The sequence below is a fragment of the Lentzea sp. NPDC060358 genome (assembly GCF_042725365.1).
Taxonomy (GTDB): domain Bacteria; phylum Actinomycetota; class Actinomycetes; order Mycobacteriales; family Pseudonocardiaceae; genus Lentzea.
In genome coordinates, this window is sequence record NZ_JBHXCW010000169.1 from 1 (window position 1) to 17,493 (window position 17,493).

Sequence of the window (17,493 nt, forward strand, 5' to 3'; positions counted from 1 at the left end):
GCCCCGCTGCTGCCCAGCGGATCACTCGTAGGCGATCGCGTCCAGCACGTTCAGCCGGGCGGCGCGGATCGCGGGCAGGATCGCGGCCACCACGCCGACGACCGCCGCCACGACCAGGTACTGGACCATGGTGGCCCAGGGGAGCCCGAGCTCCGAGATACCTTGGTCCTTCAGCGCCTGCACGGTCGCGACGCCCAGCGCGAGGCCGACCGCGAGGCCGAGCACCGCGCCGAACACGGAGATCACCACCGACTCGACGGTGATCATCCGCATCACCTGGGCGCGCCGCATGCCGATCGCGCGCAGCAGGCCCAGCTCGCGGGTCCGCTCGATCACCGACAGGGCGAGGGTGTTGATGACGCCGAGCACGGCGATCAGGATCGCGAGCGCCAGCAGGATCTGGATCATCAGCAGGACGGTGTCGAACTGCGAGGTCGTCTGCTTCACGAACGCGCTGCGGTCCTGGACGGTGATCTCCGGGTTGTCGGCGAACAACGGCTCGACGCGCTTCTGCACGTCCGCCGCGGTCGTTCCCGGCTTCACCTTCACGAACGCCTGGCCGATCTGGTCGGAGCGGAAGTCCTTCGCCGCCGACTCCGGCAGCACCAGCGCGCCCTGGAGCACCTGGGACTTGGCCCAGACGAACGCGACCGTGAACGTGCGGGGCTCGCCCTTGGCGAGCTGCAGCGTCAGCGTCGTGCCGACCTTCCAGCCCTTCTCGGTCGCGAGCCCCTCCGGCAGCGCCACCTGGTCGTCCTTCAGCGGCGCGATCTCGCCGGACAGCGCCTTGAGGGCGAACATGTCCTTCATCGCCGGCACGTTAGTGATGGCCGTCGCGAACAACCGGTCGTCGCCCTGCAGCACGCCGTCGGAGGCCCAGCCGAACGCGGAGTCGACGCCGTCGGTCTTCTCGACCTGCGTCAGCACGTCCCGCTTGAACGTGGCGGGCTGACCCTCCACCTGGCCCTCGCCGGAGATGATCAGGTCGGTCTGCAGCTGACCGGAGGCCAGCTTCTCGATCGACTTGGTCGCCGACGTCAGCACCACGCTCACGCCGGTGATCAGCGAGATGCCGACCATCAGCGCGGCCGCGGTGATCGCGGTGCGGCGCGGGTTGCGGGCGGAGTTGCGGCGGCCGAGCAGGCCCGGCATCGACCACGACAGCAGGCGGCCGATCAGCGACACCATCGGCTTGGACAGCAGGGGCGTGAGCAGCGCGACGCCGACGAGCGCGACCAGGATGCCGCCGAAGATCAGCGGCAGCGAGGCGGAGTTGAAGCCGAGGCCCAGCGCCGCGCCGCCCGCGGCCAGCACGACCGCGCCGATGACCGTGATCTTGGTCAGCGGCCGGTCCGGGGTGGCCGCCTCGCGCATCGCGGCGACCGGGGCGATCCGCGACGCCCGCAGCGCCGGCATGACCGCCGCGACCACGGTGACGACGATGCCGACCGCGAACGACGAGATGACCGCCGACATCGGCACGCCGATGCCCGCGAGCTGCAGGTTCGTGCCGCCCACCGAGGTGAAGATCGTCGCGAGCAGCGCGCCCACGCCGACGCCCGCCCCCAGGCCGGCGACCGACGCGATGAGGCCGATCACGAACGCCTCCAGCACCACCGAGCCGATGACCTGGCCGCGGGAGGCGCCCATCGACCGCAGCAGCGCGAGCTCGCGGGTGCGCTGGGCGACGATGATGGAGAACGTGTTGAGGATGATGAAGATGCCGACGAACAACGCGATGCCGGCGAAGCCGAGCAGGACGTAGTTGAAGAACTTCAGGCCCTCGTTGATCTGGTCGGCCTGCTCCTTCGCGAGCGCCGCACCGGTCTTCACGTCGTAGCCGGGGCCGAGCTTCGCCGCCACGGCGTCGCGCAGCGCGTCGTCCGAGGTGCCCTGGGCCGCCGTGACGGTGACCGAGGAGTACACGTCCTTCTTGCCCAGCAACAGCTGCTGCGCGACCGGTTCGGTGAACGACACCGACAGCTCGCCGCCCAGCGACTCGCGGCCGCCCGCGTACTCGTAGACGCCCGTGACCTTGAAGGTCTTCTTCGGCTCCAGCGTCAGCAGCGCGATGTCGTCGCCGACCGCGAAGCCGCCGGTCGAGGCGAGGTAGGCGCCGATGACGACCTCGTCGTCCGCCGCGGGCGCCCGGCCGTCGCGAATCTTCTCCTGGCCCGTCCCCGTCCAGTTCGTGCCGAACCGCGGCGCGCCGGAGGTGGTGATGACCTTGCCGTTCTTGCCGATCGGCCGCGCGGAGCCCTGCACCTCGCCGACCGCCGACGCCACCCCGGGAACGGACTTCACGTCCGCGATCGCCTGGGGCGTCAGGAGCTCGGGCTGCTTGCCCTTCTCCTGCTCCGGCGCCACCGAGACGTCCACGTTCGCGAAGGCCGACGAGAACAGGTCGGTGAACGACCTCTGCAGCGTGTCGGTCAGGACGAACGAACCGGACACGAACATCACGCCCAGCACCACCGCGAGCGCGGACAGCACCAGCCTGAGCTTGCGCGACAGCAAGCTCTTGATCGTCGCCTTAAGCACCCGGCACCGCGCTGTGCTCGAAGCTCGGCTGGTCGAGGTGCTTCATCGTGTCGAGGACCTCGTCGGCCGACGGCGACAGCAGCTCGCGGACGATCTGGCCGTCCTTGAGGAAGATGACGCGGTCGGCGTAGGAGGCGGCGTTCGGGTCGTGCGTGACCATGACGATCGTCTGGCCGAACTCGCGCGCGGAGCGCTGCAGGAACCCGAGGACCTCCGCGCCGGACTGCGAGTCCAGGTTGCCGGTCGGCTCGTCCGCGAACACGACCTCGGGCCGCGACACGAGGGCGCGGGCGCACGCGACGCGCTGCTGCTGGCCACCCGAGAGCTGCGTGGGCCGGTGGCTGAGCCGGTCCCGCAGGCCCACCGTGTCGACGACGACGTCGAACCAGTCCTGGTCGACCTTCCTGCCGCCGATCGCGAGCGGCAGGGTGATGTTCTCCTCGGCCGTCAGCGTCGGCAGCAGGTTGAACTGCTGGAAGATGAAACCGACCTTGTCGCGCCGCAGCTCGGTGAGCCCGCGGTCCTTCAACCCGGTGACCTTGGTGTCCCCGACCCACACCTCGCCCCGCGTCACGTCGTCCAGTCCCGCGAGGCAGTGCATCAACGTCGACTTGCCGGACCCCGACGGGCCCATGATCGCGGTGAACCGGGACTTCTCCAGGTCGACGCTCACCCCCGCGAGCGCGGTCACGGCGGCGTCGCCGGACCCGTAGGACTTCCACACGTCGACGGCTCTGGCCGCGACTCCCTCGGACGCGCTCACTGTCTGTCCCCTCCTGTGGGTCTTCGTGCGCACCATCTTCGGCCACACGGGCACACCGAAGGGTCAGGTTCTCCACTGATGCGAACCCTGAGATTAACCCCGGTGACCCCGCCCCGCTCGACCGCGCTGAGAGAACTCTCAGCCGCGCCAGGTGCTGCGGAGGGAACGATATTTCACTGCTGTGGCAGGTGTCTTCTGCCCTGGGAGGACTACGCCGTCAACTTTCGCAGCGACGCGATCTCATCAGTCCTCAATGGATTCCAGTCCACTCCGCCGCGCACCACGGGAATCCCCGCCCGCGCGCAGTGCTGGACCAGCCACGGGACCAGGCCGTCACCGTACGCGCTCGCCGGCCGGACCCAGTCCGCCATGCGCTCGCCGAACGACGCGGTGAACGCGATGCGGTCGGGGGAGCCGAGCACGAGCACCGGGTCCTCCCCGGCGGTGAAGTCCGGTGCGCCATCCTGGAAGTCGCCGAAGAGGACCCGATCCGCGCCCAGCTCACGGGCTTTGTCCGCCACCCCGAAGAACGCCGAACCGCGCCCGTGTGCGCGCACCACCAGCTGGTGCGCGCGGAAGTCGGCGTCGAGGAACTCCTCGGCGCACGAGCCGTCGTCGGCCAGCACCAGCACGGTCGTGCCGTCGGGGAGCGCCCCGGCCTGGCGGGGATGCGTGATGCCGATGACGGTGATGCCCACGGAGTCCATCCTGCCCGGTGCGTGTTAACCCCTGGCAGCGCGCGCGTTAAACAAGTTTCGGAAGTACTTCCGCGCCGAACAGCCGGATCGTCTCGACGACCGATTCGTGCGGCATGCCACCGATGTCCACCATCACGAGGTGCGTGTCGATGGACAGCAGCTCCGCCAGCGCGTTGAGCCGGTCCGCCACCTCGTCCGGCGTCCCGCACACCGCCGCACCGTCCATGATGGCGTCGACGTCGACGTCCCCGTCGCCGCGCCACATGTCCGCGAACCGCGCGTACTCCGCGAGGTGCGGCCGCCACCGCTCCCGTGCGTCGTCCCGCGCCACGAACACGTGGCTCGGCACGCCGACCCGTCCGCCGGGGAAGCGGGCGCGGTAGTGCTCGACGACCTCGCGGTAGATCGACGGGTCGCGCAGCGTCGAGGGCAGCATCAACGGCATCTCGAGTTCGGCGCCCAGGTCCGCCGACGCCGCCGACCCCGACCCGATCCACACCGCGGGCCGCGGCTTCTGCACCGGCCGCGGTGTCGTGGTCACGTCGCTCAGCTGGCCGCGGAACCGCCCGTCCCAGCTCACCGACGGCTCCTCCAGCAGCTTGAGCAGCAACCGCAGGTGCTCCTCGAACCGCGCCCGCAGCTCACCGGGCTGCACCCCGAACGCCGCGTCGGTCTGCTGGTCGACCCCGCGCGCCACGATCAGCTCCGCCCGGCCGTCCGACAGCACGTCGAGCGTCGCGAGCGCCTCGGCCACCAGCACCGGGTCGCGGTGGGCGAGCAGCGTCACGCCGGTCGAGAGCTTCAACGTCGACGTGCGCGCCGCCACGGACGCCAGCAGCAGCTCGGGCGCCGACACGATGTAGCGGGTGAAGTGGTGCTCGCCGATCGCGACGCCCGCGAACCCCGCCTCCTCGGCCACCACCGCCTGCTCGACCATCGCCCGCAGGCGGTCGGCCTGGGAGACCTCCTCACCCGTGCACGGGTTGGGCAGGTGGTCGCCCAGGATCAGCAGGTAGACGTCCATGACCGCCATTTTCCACCGCTGCGGGGCAAGATGGTCCACATGGTCACGAACAACGACTCCGAGAGCCGGTACGAGGTCCACGTCGACGGTGCGCTGGCCGGGTTCCTGGAGTACCGGAAGGTCGGCGAGGTGCTGGCGCTGGTGCACACCGAGGTCGGCGAGGCCTACGGCGGGCAGGGCCTCGGCGCGCAGCTCGCGAAGTTCGCGCTCGACGACGCTCAGGCCCGTGGTGTAAAGGTTTCACCACTCTGCCCGTTCGTGGCGAAGTACATCGAGAAGCACCCGGAATACCGTGTTACCGTCCGGTAATCGGTGTGAGTGCTGACAATGGGGTGAGCGGGCGTTGTGGAGTGAGCCGGGCGCGTTCGAGGTGGCACCAGGGGTGCACCGCATTCCGCTGCCGTTGCCGAACGACGGGCTGCGCGCGGTCAACGTCTACGCGGTGCAGGACGGCGACGGCCTGGTGATGGTCGACTCCGGCTGGGCGCTGGAGGAGGCGAAGGACCAGCTCGAGGCCGCCCTCGGCACGCTGGGCAAGGGCTTCGAGGACATCCGCCGGTTCCTCGTGACGCACGTGCACCGCGACCACTTCACGATGGCGGTGTCGCTGCGCCGCCTGTTCGGCCACCGGATCGGCCTGGGTCTGGGCGAGCAGCCGTCGTTGCGGCACCTCATGCACGCGCGGGAGGACCGCAACGTCGCCGACCTGCGCAAGTGGGGCGCGAGCGACGTGGCGGAGCTGTGGATCAAGGTCATGCACCGCGCGGACCGCGGCGCCGAGGCCCTGCGCGACTACGAGGAGCCGGACGAGTGGCTCGAGCGCGGCGTCCTGGAGCTCGAGCACCGCAGGCTGGAGGTCGTCCCGACACCCGGCCACACGCGCGGCCACGTGGTGTTCGTCGACCACGCCGCCAAGGTGCTCTTCTCCGGTGACCACGTGCTGCCGCACATCACCCCGTCGATCGGCTTCGAGCCGCTGCGCCCGGAGCTGCCGCTCGGCGACTACCTGGACTCGCTGCGCCTCACCCGGGAGCTCCCGGACCTGCGGCTGCTGCCCGCGCACGGCCCGGTGACCGACAGCTCCCACGCCCGCGTGGACGAGCTGCTCGACTTCCACGAGCAGCGCCTGGAGGAGATCGGCAGGGCCGTCGCGGGCACGGCGTTCGAGACCGCGCGCAAGATCGGCTGGACCCGCCGCCAGCGCCGCTTCGACGACCTGGACATGTTCAACCAGGTGCTGGCGATCGGCGAGACCGCCGCCCACCTGGACGTTCTCGTCGACCGCGGCGAATTGACCAGAACCGAGAACGCCGGCGTGTTCGAATACACCGCGTGACACCGCTCGAGCTGGCCGCCTGGACGTGGAAGATGCCCCGCAGGGGCCGCGGCTTCTGGTTCTCCCTCACGATCGACGTGCTGTGGCCGTTCGTGGTGCTGTTCGTGAAGCTGCGCGTCCGCGGCAGGCACAACGTGCCGGGCAACGGCGGCGTGGTCCTCGCGTTCAACCACCTGTCGAACGCCGACGCGGTCGCGGCCGTCGTCTTCTCGCTGATGTCGAACCGCGTGCCGCGCGTGCTGGCGAAGGCCTCCCTGTGGCGCGCCCCGGTCGTCGGCTGGATCATGCGCTCCGGAGGCCACATCCCGGTCGAACGCGGCACGGTGAAGGCCTCGGAGGCCCTGCGCCCCGCCGTGGAGGCCCTGCGCGCCGGCCAGTGCGTGATGGCGTTCCCGGAGGGCAGGTTCACCGACGACCCCGACGACTGGCCGATCAGGGGCAAGTCCGGCGTGGCGAGGATGGCCCTGGAGGCCCGCGTGCCCGTCGTGCCGGTCGCCGAGTGGGGCACGCAGCGCCTGCTGCCCCGGGGCAAGATCCTGCCGAGGCTGCTGCCGCGCAAGGAGGTCGAGGTGGTGGCGGGAGCGCCGGTCGACCTGTCCGACCTGTACGGGCGGGAGCTCACCGCCGAGGTGCTGGACGAGGCCACGGCACGGGTCATGGCCGCCATCACGACGATGCTGTCAGGCATACGTTCCGCCGAGGCGGGTAGCCACAGTGCATGACCACGCGAGAGGAATTCGAACTGCGCAAGGGTCGCCGTCCCGGCGGCACGGGCATCTGGGCTCCGGTCTTCCCCGAGCCGCGTGAGCCCCAGGAGTGGGTCGTGCAGGCCGACGAGGAACCCGTCATCGTCCGGAGCGTCGACTGAGCGTCCAGCTCACCCGGACGGTGTCCATCAGGTGTAGACGCGTCCAGTTGGGCTGGACGGCATGACCCTGGACGAAGACCTGCCGGCAGCGGCCCGGAAGGCGGGCACCGCCTCCGCCGCCGCCCAGGTCCGGGCCGAGGCCCGGATCTGCCGGTCCTGCCTGGACTTCAGCGCGGCCGTGATGAGCGGGGCGACCGCGCTGCAGCAGCGGCGGCGCCGCTACCGGGGCAACTTCACCACGGTCACGAAGAAGTCGTCGATCTGCCGCACCACGTCGATGAACCGGTCGAAGTCCACCGGCTTGGTCACGTAGGCGTTCGCGTACAGGCTGTAGCTGCGCAGGATGTCCTCCTCGGCCTCCGAGGTCGTCAGCACGACCACCGGGATCGAGCGCAGCTCCGCGTCCGCCTTGATCTCGCTCAGCACCTCGCGGCCGTCCTTGCGCGGCAGGTTGAGGTCCAGCAGGATCAACCCCGGCCGCGGCGCGTTGGCGTACTGGCCCTCGCGGCGCAGGAACTCGAGCGCCTCCACGCCGTCCTTGACGATGTGCAGCGTGTTGCGGATCTTGTGGTGCTCGAACGCCTCCTGCGTCATGAGGGCGTCGCCTGGGTCGTCCTCGACGAGCAGGACGTCGATCACGTTCAGCGGTGACTCAGACATGTGCTTCCTCAGCTTGTGCGACGAGCTCGGGTACCACGGGCAGGGTGAACTCGAAACTCGTCCCGGAGTCCACATCGGTCTTCAGCCAGATCGTGCCGCCGTGGTATTCGACGATCTTCCGGCACATCGCCAGTCCGATGCCCGTGCCAGGGTAGGCGTCCTTCGGGTGCAGGCGCTGGAAGATGACGAAGATCCGGTCAGCGTACTCCGGCTCGATGCCGATGCCGTTGTCGCGCACCGTGAACTTCCACATGTCGCCGTGGCGTTCGACGTCCACGGCGATCACCGGGGCGTCGTCGCCCTTGAACTTCAACGCGTTGCTGATCAGGTTCTGGAACACCGCGCTCAGCAGCGACGCCTCGCCGCGCACCGGGGGCAGGTCGGCGACCTCCAGCCGCGCGCCCGTCTCCTCGATGCGTTCGGAGTAGCTGTCGACGACCTGCCGCACGAGGTCGTTGAGGTCGATGACGGTCTGCTCGCGGGTCAGCCTGCCGACGCGGGAGAACGCCAGCAGGTCGTTGATCAGGCCCTGCATGCGCTTCGCGCCGTCCACGGCGAACTCGATGTACTGGTCGGCGCGGTCGTCGAGCTGACCGCCGTAACGGCGTTGCAGCAGCTGGCAGAACGACGCGACCTTGCGCAGCGGTTCCTGCAGGTCGTGCGAGGCGACGTAGGCGAACTGCTCCAGCTCCGAGTTGGACCGCTGCAGTTCCGTCTTCGCCGCGTCGAGCGTCGCGAGCTCCTGCACGATGCGGCGGCGCATCGCGTCCACGTCCTCGGCGAGCATGACCGTCTCGCGGGGGCCGCCCGCGTCGATCTCGTGCTCGAAGTCACCGGAGGCGACCAGGCGGGTGTGGTGCGCGAGGTCGGCCAGCGGCGTGATGAGCAGGCGGTGCAGCAGCAGGGACAACCCGCCGATCACCGCGACCAGCAGCACGCCCATGCCGATGACCAGCCACAGCACGACCTGCGCCGCGTGGTCGAGGTCGTCCCGCGCCGTCCTGCCCAGCTGGGCGATGTCGGTCTGCAGCGCCGACACCTCGGCGCGGACCTGGTCGAAGATGGCCTTGCCGCGGTCGGCGTCCTGTGTGGTGTAGGTGCCGGGACCGGAGAGCCGCACGCCCGCGATCGTCGGTTCCGCGTACTGGCCGCGCCACTGCCGGGCCAGCTCCTCGATGCGGCCCACCCGGCCGTCGACGTCGCCGACGAGGTCGCGCACGCGCTCCGCGGACTCCACCTCGGTCTTGCGGCCGTCCACGTAGGGCGTGAGGAAGGCGTCGTCACCGGTGAGGACGAACCCGCGCAGGCCCGTCTCCTCGTCGAGCAGCGCGCGGCTGAGGTCCCTCGCGACGCGGCCGGCGGGCTCCACCTCGTCGACCGACCGGGACCGGGCGTTGCCCAGGCCGTCGAGAGCGATGACGGTCGACGCGATCACCACGGCCGTCATCGCGAGCAGGACCACCACGATGGCGGCGAGCAGGCGGCTCGCCGGCAGCCTTTCCGGCAGCGTCACTTCTCGTCCTTCAACAGCAGGATGGCCACGTCGTCGTCGAGCGGCCCGCCGTTGAGCTCCGTCACCTCCGCGATGACCGAGTCCATCCAGTCGGGACCGGACCGCAGATGCCTGTCCAGGATCTCGCACAGCCGCTCGACGCCGAGCCGGTCGGTGTCGTCGGGTACCCGGCCCTCGATCAGTCCATCCGTGTAGCAGGCGAGCGACCAACCGGCGGGCAGCGGCACGTCCACGCCGGTCCACGAGTAGTCGGGCAGCACGCCGAGCGGGACACCGATCTTCGACTGGGGCAGGTCCACGATCTGGCTGCCGACCGTGAGCAACGGCTCCGGGTGCCCGGCGAGGAAGTAGCGCGCCGAACGCCGGTCCGGCGCCACCGTGACCATGCACGCCGTGGTGAAGATGCCGTCGCCGTGCCGTTCCGCGACGAGCACCTGGTCGAGCGTCCGCAGCACCTTCTCCGGGGGTTCGCCGGCGAGCACCAGCGCGCGCCACGCGATCCGCAGGCAGACGCCCAGCGCCGCCTCGTCGGGGCCGTGGCCGCAGACGTCGCCGATGATCGCGTGGACGGTGCCGTCCGGCATGCCGACCACGTCGTAGAAGTCGCCGCCGAGCAGCATGCGCTGGCCGCCGGGCTGGTAGCGGACGTCGAGACCCACGTCGGAGTCGTTGAGCAGGGGGTTGGGCAGCAGGCCGCGTTCGAGGCGGGACCGCTCCGCGGCGCTCAGCTCGGCCTCGCGCAGCAGGCGCTGCGCCTCCTCCGCCCGGCGCCGCTCGACCGCGTAGCGCACCCCGCGCACCAGCAGTTCGCCGTCGACCTGGCCCTTGACCAGGTAGTCCTCCGCGCCGGCGGCGACGGCGTCGATGCCGCCGCGTTCGTCGTGCAGACCCGTCAGCACGAGGACCGCCGGGGCGTTCGGCCGCTTCAGCAGCCTGCGCAGGCCGTCGAGGCCCTGGGAGTCGGGCAGCCCGAGGTCGAGGAGCACGCACTGGGCGTCGGAGAGCTTGCTCTCCGCCTCCGCGAGCGAACGGGCGCGCGACAGCACGAAGGGCGCGCTCACTTCTTCGAGCAGCGCCTCCACGAGCACGGCGTCGCCATCATCGTCCTCGACCAGGAGGACGCGCACGGTCTTCGTTCGCATCAAGCCTGAACTTTAACGTGACAGGGCTGCGGGGTCCGCGTCTGACCTACCAGGATGGTGGGCGTGTTGATCCGTCTCGCCCAACCAGCCGAACTGACGTACCTCCAGGAGATCGAAATCGCGTCCGGGGAACCGTTCCGCGACTTCGGGATGCCGGAGATCGCCGACGACGACCCGATGTCCCTCGAAGACCTCGCCGAGCACGAGGTGTGGGTGGCCATCGGCGCCGAAGGCGTGCCCGTGGCGTTCATCGCCATCGGTGACGTCGACGACGCCGTCCACGTGCACCAGGTCAGCGTGCACCCCTCGCACGCGCGTCAGGGGATCGGCGCCGCGCTCATCGAGCACGCCACCCGCGGCGACCGCCCCGTGACGCTGACCACGTTCCGCGACGTGCCGTGGAACGCCCCCTACTACGAACGCCTGGGCTTCCAGGCCCTGACCGAGCCCGGTCCGGGCCTGACGGAGCTCATGCGCGCGGAGGCCTCACGGGGCCTCGATCCCGCGAGCAGGGTCGCGATGGTCCTTCTCCCAGCGCAGGTACGCGCCTGAGGTGAGGGACAGGCTGCTCAGCAGCCACACGAGGACGCCCGCGTCGTCGGTCACCCCGATCACCGGAAGCAGCTCCGGGACGAAGTCGATCGGCGACACGAGGTAGACCAGCGCCACCGCCCACAGCACCACCTGGCTGCGGGGCAGGTCGGGGTAGTTGCCGCTGCGCCAGGCCCTCCACAGCCGCGGCAACGCCTTGGCCCGCTGGATCGGGTTGCCGACGGGGCCGGGGCCCCGCTGCGCGCGCTTGCGGCGGTTGCGCAGCACGCCCAGCACCACGAACACCAGGCCGAGCGGGAGCATGACCCACCCGGCCACCGCGGGGCTCAGGCCGCCCAGCGGGGCGGTGCGGAACAGCAGGATCAGCAGACCGGACAGGGAGATGAGCGACCCGAAGACGACCATCTTGGCTGCGGCTCCTAGTGGTGTGGCCCGGAACTTCGCCGGGCGAGTTCGCGTTCAGACGGGCGCATCGCGGTGCCGGCCCCGCGTCCTCGTACTGGACGTACACGGGCGTGGGGCCGGTGCCGCGAGGTGCCCTGCTGGGCGTGAACTACCCCGCCACGTTCCGGGCCACGCCACTAGTTGGGTTCCTGGAAGAGCATCGTCGGAATGGCCTTGTGCGGCTGCTTGGGCTGCTGGGGCTCCGGCTCGCGCAGCTCGATCACACCATCGGGTTCCCCGCCGGCGACCTCGTCAACCGGGGCTTCCGCGACCGCGGGCTTGCGCGCGGCCCGCACCGGGGGGACGTAGGGCTGGTCGAGGGCGGCGCGCGCCTTCGAGATCCAGACCTTCTGCATGGCCTCGTCCTTGCTCCCGGCCGCGGTGGCCGCGAGTCCGGAAAGGACGCCCCGGACGCGGGGGACGAGTGAGGGGTGACGCCGGATCGCCTGCCACACCGCGTGATCACCCGGCAACCGGGCGGACACGAGCTGCTTGACCTGAGCGCGCAGCTCCTCAGTGGACAGATCGAGCCACCGCTCGACCGCGGACGGGCCTATAGCCAACTGGACTGCCTCCCCGAAAACGACTACTGCCCCCACAGGATCTCACGGATCCGGCGGGGGCAGTGGGCTGGTGTCGGGAAACGTCAGGAGGCGACGGCCTCGAGGAGGGTCTTGCCGTTCTCGTCGACGATCCGGAAGGTCGCGATCTCGTGCCAGCGCATGGCCACGTTCGCCTGCAGCCGGATGGTCTTCGAGTCGCCTGCCACCTTCTCGGGCGCGTACCAGGAGGTGACCTGGGCGACGCGGCCCGCGCGTCCGACGGCGACGAGCGAACCCCTGCTGGGGCCGGACATGCCGCTGACCTCGATGTCCATCGTGGTGCCCCACGGTTCGTCCGACGCGGCGATCTTCGTGGAGACGCCGCTGTTCGGGTCCTGGTGCTGCACCTTCATCGAGGCGTCGCTCGAGTTGTTCGCCACCGGCGTCTGCGACGTCGAGGTGTTCTGCGGTGCTGCCTGGTTCGACCCGTCGCTGTCGTCGCGCACCACCAGCGTCGTCGCCACGATCGTCACCGCCACGATGCCGGCGGCGGCGGCCGCGACACCCTGGGCGACGAACCAACGCCTGCGCTTCCTGCGCGCCGAGACGGCGTCGAGCATGACCCGGACCGACTTGCCGTCCGGACGTTCCGGGGCCGTGCCGCGCAGCATCCCGCCCGCGTCGGCCTCGTCGATGAGGTCCGGCACCACTGCGAAGTCGCGCAGGTCAAGTGCGCACCGCCGACATTCCGTCAGGTGGTTCTCGAACGCCTCCACCTCCTCGGCGTCCAGGATGCCGAGCACGTAGGCGGCCACGTCGAGGTGATCTGGTGCCGTTGTCACCGCGTCTCTCCCCGTTCGTGCAACGCACGCCGCAACGCACGGAGCGCGTAGTACACCCTCGACTTGACCGTTCCCGGCGGCACTCCCAGTGCTGCCGCGGCCTCACCGACGGTGCGGTCCCGCAGATATGTTTCGAGAATAGCCTCCCTGTGTTCCTCGGAGAGACCGTTCATCGCCTCCGCCACGACGATCGCCGCGAGAGTGCGGTCCTCTTCGCTTCCGGAGGGCGACTCGTCCGAAGGGGTCAGTTCGAACTCCTGCGGACGGACGCTCCTCTTGCGCCTGTCGTCGATGACCAACCGCCTTGCCACCGTGAACAACCACGACCGCAAGAGCACGGGGTCACGCTCGAGTTTCTCGGCGTTGCGCCATGCCCTGACCAGGGTCTCCTGCACGATGTCCTCGGCCCACTGCCGATCGTGGCCGGTCAACCTCATGCAGTGTCCCAGCAGGGCACTCCCGAATTCCTCGTACAGCCGACGGATCAACTCTTCCTCGAGAGACCCCGGTCTTGGTGATTGCTCGTCTAACTCGCGTTGACGTCTATGCCGCGCCACGGGGGACATCCTTGCCCTATCAACCGTCTCAAGTCGAGAGGCAAATATTCCTCACGAAGTTCGTGAACCGTTGCCGGATCGTGTCCGTACTCCTCGGTACCCAAGCCGAGAAAGGACCAGCCGATGCGACGTGGACAGGCCATCACCGCCCTGGCGGCACTGGCTCTCAGCCTCACGGCGTGCGGCAGCACCCAGACCCCTCCCGGAGGGGAGGCCACCCCCGGTGGCCTGCAGGCGAAACCCGCTGATCTGGGCGGTGTGAACACCTACTTCATCGCCAACACCGAGCAGATGGGCTGGTTCGTCATCGACAGCGACGGACTGCCCATGTACCGCTACGACAAGGACGCCCCCAAGCCGTCCAAGTCGAACTGCGAGGGCGAGTGCGCGAAGGCCTGGAAGCCGGTCCTCGCGGACAAGACGCCGATGGCGACCGGAGTGGACCCGATCTCGATGGGTGTCCTGACCAGGCCCGACGGCACCAAGCAGCTGACCATCCAGGGGTGGCCGCAGTACACCTACGCCGAGGACAAGGTCGCCGGCGACATGAAGGGCCAGGGCAAGGGCGGTGTGTGGTGGGTCACCGCACCGAACGGCGCCAAGATCACCGGCGGCAAGGCCCAGAACAACAGCAAGAGCAGCAGCACGCCGAGCACACCCCCGAGCTCGGGGAAGGCGCCGACGCCGCAGTCCGCGCCACCCCCGGCAGCGCCCGGCTACTGAGCCCCCCGCCCGGCGACCCCGCTCACCCCGACCGACTTCTTTGGACTACGAGGACGACAAGACGATGACCAGAGCCCTCGCCACCGTCTTTGTGATGTTGTTCCTCTTCTCCGGCCTGACCGCCACGGCTGCAGCGCAGCCCGCGGACACCGGGGGAGTGATGGACACCCCGAGCGGGCCGTTGACCGCGAACGACCGCGAACTGCTGAACAAGGTGCGCCAGGCCGGCCTGTGGGAGATGCCCATGGGTGAGCTGACGGCCACCAAGGCGTCGAACGAGCGGGTCAAGCAGATCGGCAAGATGATCATGCTCGACCACATGATGCTCGACTCGCTGACGAAGAAGACGGCCGCCCAGTTCGGGCTCACCACCCCGGACGTGCCGAACCCCTCGCAGCAGTCGTGGATGGAGGAGATCAACGCGCTCGAGGGCGACGCGTTCGACCAGGCGTTCGTCGCCCGGTTGCGCGCCGCGCACGGCCAGGTCTTCACCTTCATCGCGAAGGTGCGCACGCAGACCCGCAACGACGTGATCCGCGGGTTCGCCCAGGCCGGCATCGACGTGGTGATGAAGCACATGACGCTGCTGGAGAGCACCGGCATCGCGGGCGACTCGTCGTTCGCGGAACCCCAGCCGGCCGGCGGCATCGTCAACGCGACCCTGGCCTCCGGTGAGGGGCCGAACATGTGGGTGATCCTCACGGTCACCGCCGCGGGAGCCGTCCTCACGGTCCTCCTGCTCCGAGTGCTCCGCCCGCGACGACCGGTGCGGTGAATCTGCCAGACCCCGCTGTACAGCGACGGGAAACGGAGGTGGTGTCCCAAGGTCAGAGGCACTCCAACGCGGACCTGTTCCCACCCGCCCGGCCCTGATGTGTCCACTCCTGCACCAGGGGCCGGGCGGGTTCCCGCGAGAAAGTTCTTTCCGGAGGAAGAGTTGTTGTCGAGCCAGATTCCGCTCCTGGTGGCCCAGTCGTCAGAGTTCGACTCGGGCGTCAAGAAGATGGCACAGCTGTCTGCCAGGCTGGCTTACGTCATGATGTGCGCGACCCTGTCCTGGGGCGTGCTGATCGCGACCGGGTGGGCCGAGAAGCTCACCGGCCGCGAAGGTCTGAAGAACGGGCACATGGTGCTCGCCTCGCTGGCGATCGCGTTCGGCTGCATCCACGCGTTCGCCTTCACGCTGATCCAGACCGGTACCTTCAGCTTCATCAAGCTCGTCCTGCCGTTCGTGGACGGCGGTCTTTTCCGGCACGCGCTGGGCATCCTCGGCCTGGAGGTCATGCTCGCGATCGCCGTGCTCGCCTCGATGAGGCACAAGGTCTTCTACCGCAAGTGGCTCAGGTTCCACCAGACGGCGTACATCGCGGTGACGATCACCGTGGTGCACTCCTGGTTCGGCGCCATCGCGAACGGCAACCTGTCCGTTCTCTGGCTCGCCGGCCTCACCGTCCTCGTCCCCACCGCGACCCTGGCGCTGGCCAGGTTCCTGCCGCCCGAGGTGCTGGTCCGCATCGGCATGCTCGACTCCGAACGCGGCAAGGAACCCGGCGTCGGCGAGGGCGACGCGATGGACGTGAGCGTCAACAACGAGAAGTGCCACCGCTACGGCACCTGCCAGGCGGAGGCACCGGATGTCTTCCAGCTGATCGAGGACAACCGCCTGACCTACAACCGCCGGCCGCCAGAGGAGCACTTCGCTCAGGCCCGGGCGGCACAACGCGCGTGCCCGATGCGCGCGATCGAGATCAGGGAGCGAGTGAAGTGAGCGAACGGATCGTGGTCGTCGGCGGCGGGCTCGGAGGAGTCCGTTCCGCGGAACGGCTGCGGGAGATGGGTTTCGACGGGCAGATCACCATCCTGTCCGCCGAGCGGCACCTCCCGTACCACCGCCCGTGCCTGTCGAAGCAGATCATCACCGGTGAGTGGACCCCGGACGACTCGTTGCTGTCGTTCTCGGGTGACCTCGACGCCGAGTGGCGGCTGAACTCCCCGGCCCTGCACCTGGACCCGAAGAAGCAGTCGGTCTGGGTGCCCGGCGGCGAGGAGATCAAGTACGACGGCATGATCATCGCCACCGGCGTGGACGCCAGGGCGATGGGCGGCGCTCCGCGCCACGACCCGCGGGTGCACGTGCTGCGGACGCTGGACGACGCGGTCGCGATCCGCAGGAACATCCGGCAGTCGCAGGGCCTCGTCGCCGTCATCGGCGGCGGGTTCATCGGCTGCGAGCTCGCCTGCTCGGTCCGCCACATGGGCCGCGACGTCGCGCTGATCGTGCGCTCGCCCGCGCTGCTCGGCGGCGTCGTCGGCGACGAGATCGGCAAGAAGATCACCGAGGCGCACGTCGAGCACGGCGTCCGCCTGGCCACCGGTGTGGGCATCAAGCACTGGGTGCGCCAGCCCGGCGGCATCGGCATCCACCTGTCCGACGGCCAGGTCTTCTTCGCCTCGTGCGTCGTGCTGGCCGTCGGCGCCTCCCCGGCCGTCGACTGGCTGCGCGGCTCCGGCCTCGACATCTCCGACGGCGTGCTGTGCGACTCGACGAACCACGTCGTGGGCGCCGAGAACCTCGTGGCCTGCGGTGACGTGGCCCGCTGGCCCAACATGCGCTTCAACGGCGTCACGCGCCGCGTCGAGCACTGGCTCAACGCCGTCGAAGGCGGCCGCGCCGCGGCCGAGAACCTGCTCGTCGGCCGCAACCACGCCAAGACCTACACCCCGGTCCCGCGCTTCTGGACCGAGCAGTACGGTATGCGCGTGCAGGGCGCCGGCCTGCCGGTCCTGGGCACCGACACCACGGACGTCAACGGCCTCACCGGCTTCATCGCCAACGGCAAGCTCGTCGGCATCGTGGGCCTGGAGGAACCCGGCAAGATCATCACCGAGACCCCGGAGCTCTTCCGGCAGAACCAGGTGGACAGCAACACCCCCGTGTGGACGCAGCCGGAGGAACCCGCCGCTGCCGCCGCACCGGAGGCCCTGCCCACCACCAGCATTCCCGTTCCAGAACCGGTCGCCGCCCTCGCATCATCGGTTCCCCCGTCCGTCTCGTCGTCGATGTCCCCGCCATTGCAGCGGCGGAGGCACTCGCGGTCGAGGCCGGAGATGGTGCGGACGGGCGGAGGACGCGCGAGGCCCTAACCAGGTCCCGGGAGGACCACCCGCCGGCACAGGGCAAGCGGGGACGGCGACTCCGACGTCGCCCCGCGTGGCCAGGTGGCGGACCTGTGACGTCACGCGGGCGATGCGCTCGTTCCCCGCGTCGGCGGGTGGGACTCCCTCTCT

At 69.8% G+C, this 17,493-nt stretch carries 21 protein-coding genes; 10 read left to right on the forward strand and 11 right to left on the reverse strand.

Translation table 11 applies throughout. From position 1 onward, the window contains the following. Positions 1-21 precede the first annotated feature (21 nt). From ACFWGZ_RS28790 to ACFWGZ_RS28805, 4 genes are all read right to left on the reverse strand, one after another. On the reverse strand, positions 22-2,517 hold the full coding sequence (locus tag ACFWGZ_RS28790) for an ABC transporter permease (RefSeq protein WP_382454713.1): 2,496 nt from the start codon (positions 2,515-2,517) through the stop codon (positions 22-24). A gap of 16 nt (positions 2,518-2,533) precedes the next feature. Continuing rightward, entirely contained in the window at positions 2,534-3,340 is an 807-nt protein-coding gene (locus tag ACFWGZ_RS28795; protein WP_382454730.1) for an ABC transporter ATP-binding protein, read from the reverse strand. A 173-nt stretch (positions 3,341-3,513) separates the two neighbouring features. Then, on the reverse strand, positions 3,514-4,002 hold the full coding sequence (locus ACFWGZ_RS28800; protein WP_382454714.1) for a hypothetical protein: 489 nt from the start codon (positions 4,000-4,002) through the stop codon (positions 3,514-3,516). Positions 4,003-4,048: 46 nt separating this feature from the next. Beyond that, positions 4,049-5,026 carry an LLM class flavin-dependent oxidoreductase gene (locus ACFWGZ_RS28805; RefSeq protein WP_382454715.1) on the reverse strand — a complete coding sequence of 326 codons (978 nt, stop codon included), beginning with the start codon at positions 5,024-5,026 and terminating at the stop codon, positions 4,049-4,051. A gap of 39 nt (positions 5,027-5,065) precedes the next feature. Between ACFWGZ_RS28805 and ACFWGZ_RS28810 the strand changes: the two genes are divergently transcribed. From ACFWGZ_RS28810 to ACFWGZ_RS28830, 5 genes are all read left to right on the forward strand, one after another. After that, positions 5,066-5,335 carry a GNAT family N-acetyltransferase gene (locus ACFWGZ_RS28810; RefSeq protein WP_382454716.1) on the forward strand — a complete coding sequence of 90 codons (270 nt, stop codon included), beginning with the start codon at positions 5,066-5,068 and terminating at the stop codon, positions 5,333-5,335. Positions 5,336-5,408: 73 nt separating this feature from the next. Beyond that, positions 5,409-6,362 carry an MBL fold metallo-hydrolase gene (locus ACFWGZ_RS28815; RefSeq protein ID WP_382454717.1) on the forward strand — a complete coding sequence of 318 codons (954 nt, stop codon included), beginning with the start codon at positions 5,409-5,411 and terminating at the stop codon, positions 6,360-6,362. Continuing rightward, a complete protein-coding gene (locus ACFWGZ_RS28820; protein ID WP_382454718.1) occupies positions 6,359-7,084 on the forward strand; it encodes a lysophospholipid acyltransferase family protein in 726 nt (241 codons plus the stop codon). The genes ACFWGZ_RS28815 and ACFWGZ_RS28820 overlap by 4 nt, the downstream gene beginning before the upstream one ends. After that, positions 7,081-7,230: a hypothetical protein gene (locus ACFWGZ_RS28825; protein WP_330853948.1), complete on the forward strand. Its 150-nt coding sequence runs from the start codon at positions 7,081-7,083 to the stop codon at positions 7,228-7,230. The genes ACFWGZ_RS28820 and ACFWGZ_RS28825 overlap by 4 nt, the downstream gene beginning before the upstream one ends. Positions 7,231-7,291: 61 nt before the next feature. Further along, positions 7,292-7,543, forward strand: a complete 252-nt coding sequence (locus tag ACFWGZ_RS28830) for a hypothetical protein (RefSeq protein ID WP_382454719.1) — start codon at positions 7,292-7,294, stop codon at positions 7,541-7,543. Here ACFWGZ_RS28830 and ACFWGZ_RS28835 read toward each other — a convergent pair. From ACFWGZ_RS28835 to ACFWGZ_RS28845, 3 genes are read right to left on the reverse strand one after another with little or no spacing between them, the layout of a single operon-like run. Next, positions 7,450-7,890, reverse strand: coding sequence for a response regulator (locus ACFWGZ_RS28835; protein WP_382454720.1), 441 nt, complete (start codon positions 7,888-7,890; stop codon positions 7,450-7,452). The genes ACFWGZ_RS28830 and ACFWGZ_RS28835 overlap by 94 nt on opposite strands. Continuing rightward, the gene (locus ACFWGZ_RS28840; protein WP_382454721.1) at positions 7,883-9,403 is read right to left on the reverse strand and encodes an ATP-binding protein; all 1,521 of its coding nucleotides are present in this window, start codon (positions 9,401-9,403) and stop codon (positions 7,883-7,885) included. Before ACFWGZ_RS28840 ends, ACFWGZ_RS28835 begins: the two co-directional genes overlap by 8 nt. Further along, positions 9,400-10,545 carry a PP2C family protein-serine/threonine phosphatase gene (locus tag ACFWGZ_RS28845; RefSeq protein WP_382454722.1) on the reverse strand — a complete coding sequence of 382 codons (1,146 nt, stop codon included), beginning with the start codon at positions 10,543-10,545 and terminating at the stop codon, positions 9,400-9,402. Before ACFWGZ_RS28845 ends, ACFWGZ_RS28840 begins: the two co-directional genes overlap by 4 nt. Positions 10,546-10,611: 66 nt before the next feature. On the opposite strand from ACFWGZ_RS28845, the gene ACFWGZ_RS28850 reads away from it, so the two are divergent. Further along, positions 10,612-11,097, forward strand: coding sequence for a GNAT family N-acetyltransferase (locus ACFWGZ_RS28850; RefSeq protein WP_382454731.1), 486 nt, complete (start codon positions 10,612-10,614; stop codon positions 11,095-11,097). Here the strand turns inward: ACFWGZ_RS28850 and ACFWGZ_RS28855 are convergent. The 4 genes from ACFWGZ_RS28855 to ACFWGZ_RS28870 all read right to left on the reverse strand — a co-directional run bounded on the left by ACFWGZ_RS28855 (position 11,032) and on the right by ACFWGZ_RS28870 (position 13,491). Beyond that, positions 11,032-11,502 (reverse strand): YkvA family protein, encoded by a 471-nt coding sequence (locus ACFWGZ_RS28855; RefSeq protein ID WP_382454723.1) that lies wholly within the window; start codon positions 11,500-11,502, stop codon positions 11,032-11,034. The two genes, ACFWGZ_RS28850 and ACFWGZ_RS28855, sit on opposite strands and share 66 nt — an antisense overlap. Before the next feature lie 176 nt (positions 11,503-11,678). After that, positions 11,679-12,104: a hypothetical protein gene (locus ACFWGZ_RS28860; protein ID WP_382454724.1), complete on the reverse strand. Its 426-nt coding sequence runs from the start codon at positions 12,102-12,104 to the stop codon at positions 11,679-11,681. Between the two features lie 83 nt (positions 12,105-12,187). Continuing rightward, positions 12,188-12,925 (reverse strand): anti-sigma factor family protein, encoded by a 738-nt coding sequence (locus ACFWGZ_RS28865; RefSeq protein WP_382454725.1) that lies wholly within the window; start codon positions 12,923-12,925, stop codon positions 12,188-12,190. Beyond that, positions 12,922-13,491 carry a sigma-70 family RNA polymerase sigma factor gene (locus ACFWGZ_RS28870; protein ID WP_090055807.1) on the reverse strand — a complete coding sequence of 190 codons (570 nt, stop codon included), beginning with the start codon at positions 13,489-13,491 and terminating at the stop codon, positions 12,922-12,924. The genes ACFWGZ_RS28865 and ACFWGZ_RS28870 overlap by 4 nt, the downstream gene beginning before the upstream one ends. Positions 13,492-13,605: 114 nt before the next feature. Between ACFWGZ_RS28870 and ACFWGZ_RS28875 the strand changes: the two genes are divergently transcribed. The 4 genes from ACFWGZ_RS28875 to ACFWGZ_RS28890 all read left to right on the forward strand — a co-directional run bounded on the left by ACFWGZ_RS28875 (position 13,606) and on the right by ACFWGZ_RS28890 (position 17,349). Next, positions 13,606-14,205 carry a hypothetical protein gene (locus tag ACFWGZ_RS28875; protein ID WP_382454726.1) on the forward strand — a complete coding sequence of 200 codons (600 nt, stop codon included), beginning with the start codon at positions 13,606-13,608 and terminating at the stop codon, positions 14,203-14,205. A 94-nt stretch (positions 14,206-14,299) separates the two neighbouring features. After that, positions 14,300-14,980 carry a DUF4142 domain-containing protein gene (locus ACFWGZ_RS28880; protein WP_382454727.1) on the forward strand — a complete coding sequence of 227 codons (681 nt, stop codon included), beginning with the start codon at positions 14,300-14,302 and terminating at the stop codon, positions 14,978-14,980. 228 nt (positions 14,981-15,208) lie between these two features. Beyond that, complete coding sequence (locus ACFWGZ_RS28885) at positions 15,209-15,973, forward strand: ferredoxin (RefSeq protein ID WP_382454728.1); 765 nt, start codon at positions 15,209-15,211, stop codon at positions 15,971-15,973. Further along, positions 15,970-17,349 (forward strand): NAD(P)/FAD-dependent oxidoreductase, encoded by a 1,380-nt coding sequence (locus tag ACFWGZ_RS28890; RefSeq protein ID WP_382454729.1) that lies wholly within the window; start codon positions 15,970-15,972, stop codon positions 17,347-17,349. Before ACFWGZ_RS28885 ends, ACFWGZ_RS28890 begins: the two co-directional genes overlap by 4 nt. Positions 17,350-17,493: the final 144 nt, after the last annotated feature.

What these genes read in the sequence shown, in the direction of transcription:
- ACFWGZ_RS28825 (WP_330853948.1), top strand. Translation starts at nt 7,081, where the DNA reads ATGACCACGCGAGAGGAATTCGAACTGCGCAAGGGTCGCCGTCCCGGC.
- ACFWGZ_RS28835 (WP_382454720.1), bottom strand. Translation starts at nt 7,890, where the DNA reads ATGTCTGAGTCACCGCTGAACGTGATCGACGTCCTGCTCGTCGAGGAC.
- ACFWGZ_RS28870 (WP_090055807.1), bottom strand. Translation starts at nt 13,491, where the DNA reads ATGTCCCCCGTGGCGCGGCATAGACGTCAACGCGAGTTAGACGAGCAA.
- ACFWGZ_RS28795 (WP_382454730.1), bottom strand. Translation starts at nt 3,340, where the DNA reads ATGGTGCGCACGAAGACCCACAGGAGGGGACAGACAGTGAGCGCGTCC.
- ACFWGZ_RS28810 (WP_382454716.1), top strand. Translation starts at nt 5,066, where the DNA reads ATGGTCACGAACAACGACTCCGAGAGCCGGTACGAGGTCCACGTCGAC.
- ACFWGZ_RS28855 (WP_382454723.1), bottom strand. Translation starts at nt 11,502, where the DNA reads ATGGTCGTCTTCGGGTCGCTCATCTCCCTGTCCGGTCTGCTGATCCTG.
- ACFWGZ_RS28875 (WP_382454726.1), top strand. Translation starts at nt 13,606, where the DNA reads ATGCGACGTGGACAGGCCATCACCGCCCTGGCGGCACTGGCTCTCAGC.
- ACFWGZ_RS28885 (WP_382454728.1), top strand. Translation starts at nt 15,209, where the DNA reads ATGGCACAGCTGTCTGCCAGGCTGGCTTACGTCATGATGTGCGCGACC.
- ACFWGZ_RS28805 (WP_382454715.1), bottom strand. Translation starts at nt 5,026, where the DNA reads ATGGACGTCTACCTGCTGATCCTGGGCGACCACCTGCCCAACCCGTGC.
- ACFWGZ_RS28830 (WP_382454719.1), top strand. Translation starts at nt 7,292, where the DNA reads ATGACCCTGGACGAAGACCTGCCGGCAGCGGCCCGGAAGGCGGGCACC.
- ACFWGZ_RS28880 (WP_382454727.1), top strand. Translation starts at nt 14,300, where the DNA reads ATGTTGTTCCTCTTCTCCGGCCTGACCGCCACGGCTGCAGCGCAGCCC.
- ACFWGZ_RS28845 (WP_382454722.1), bottom strand. Translation starts at nt 10,545, where the DNA reads ATGCGAACGAAGACCGTGCGCGTCCTCCTGGTCGAGGACGATGATGGC.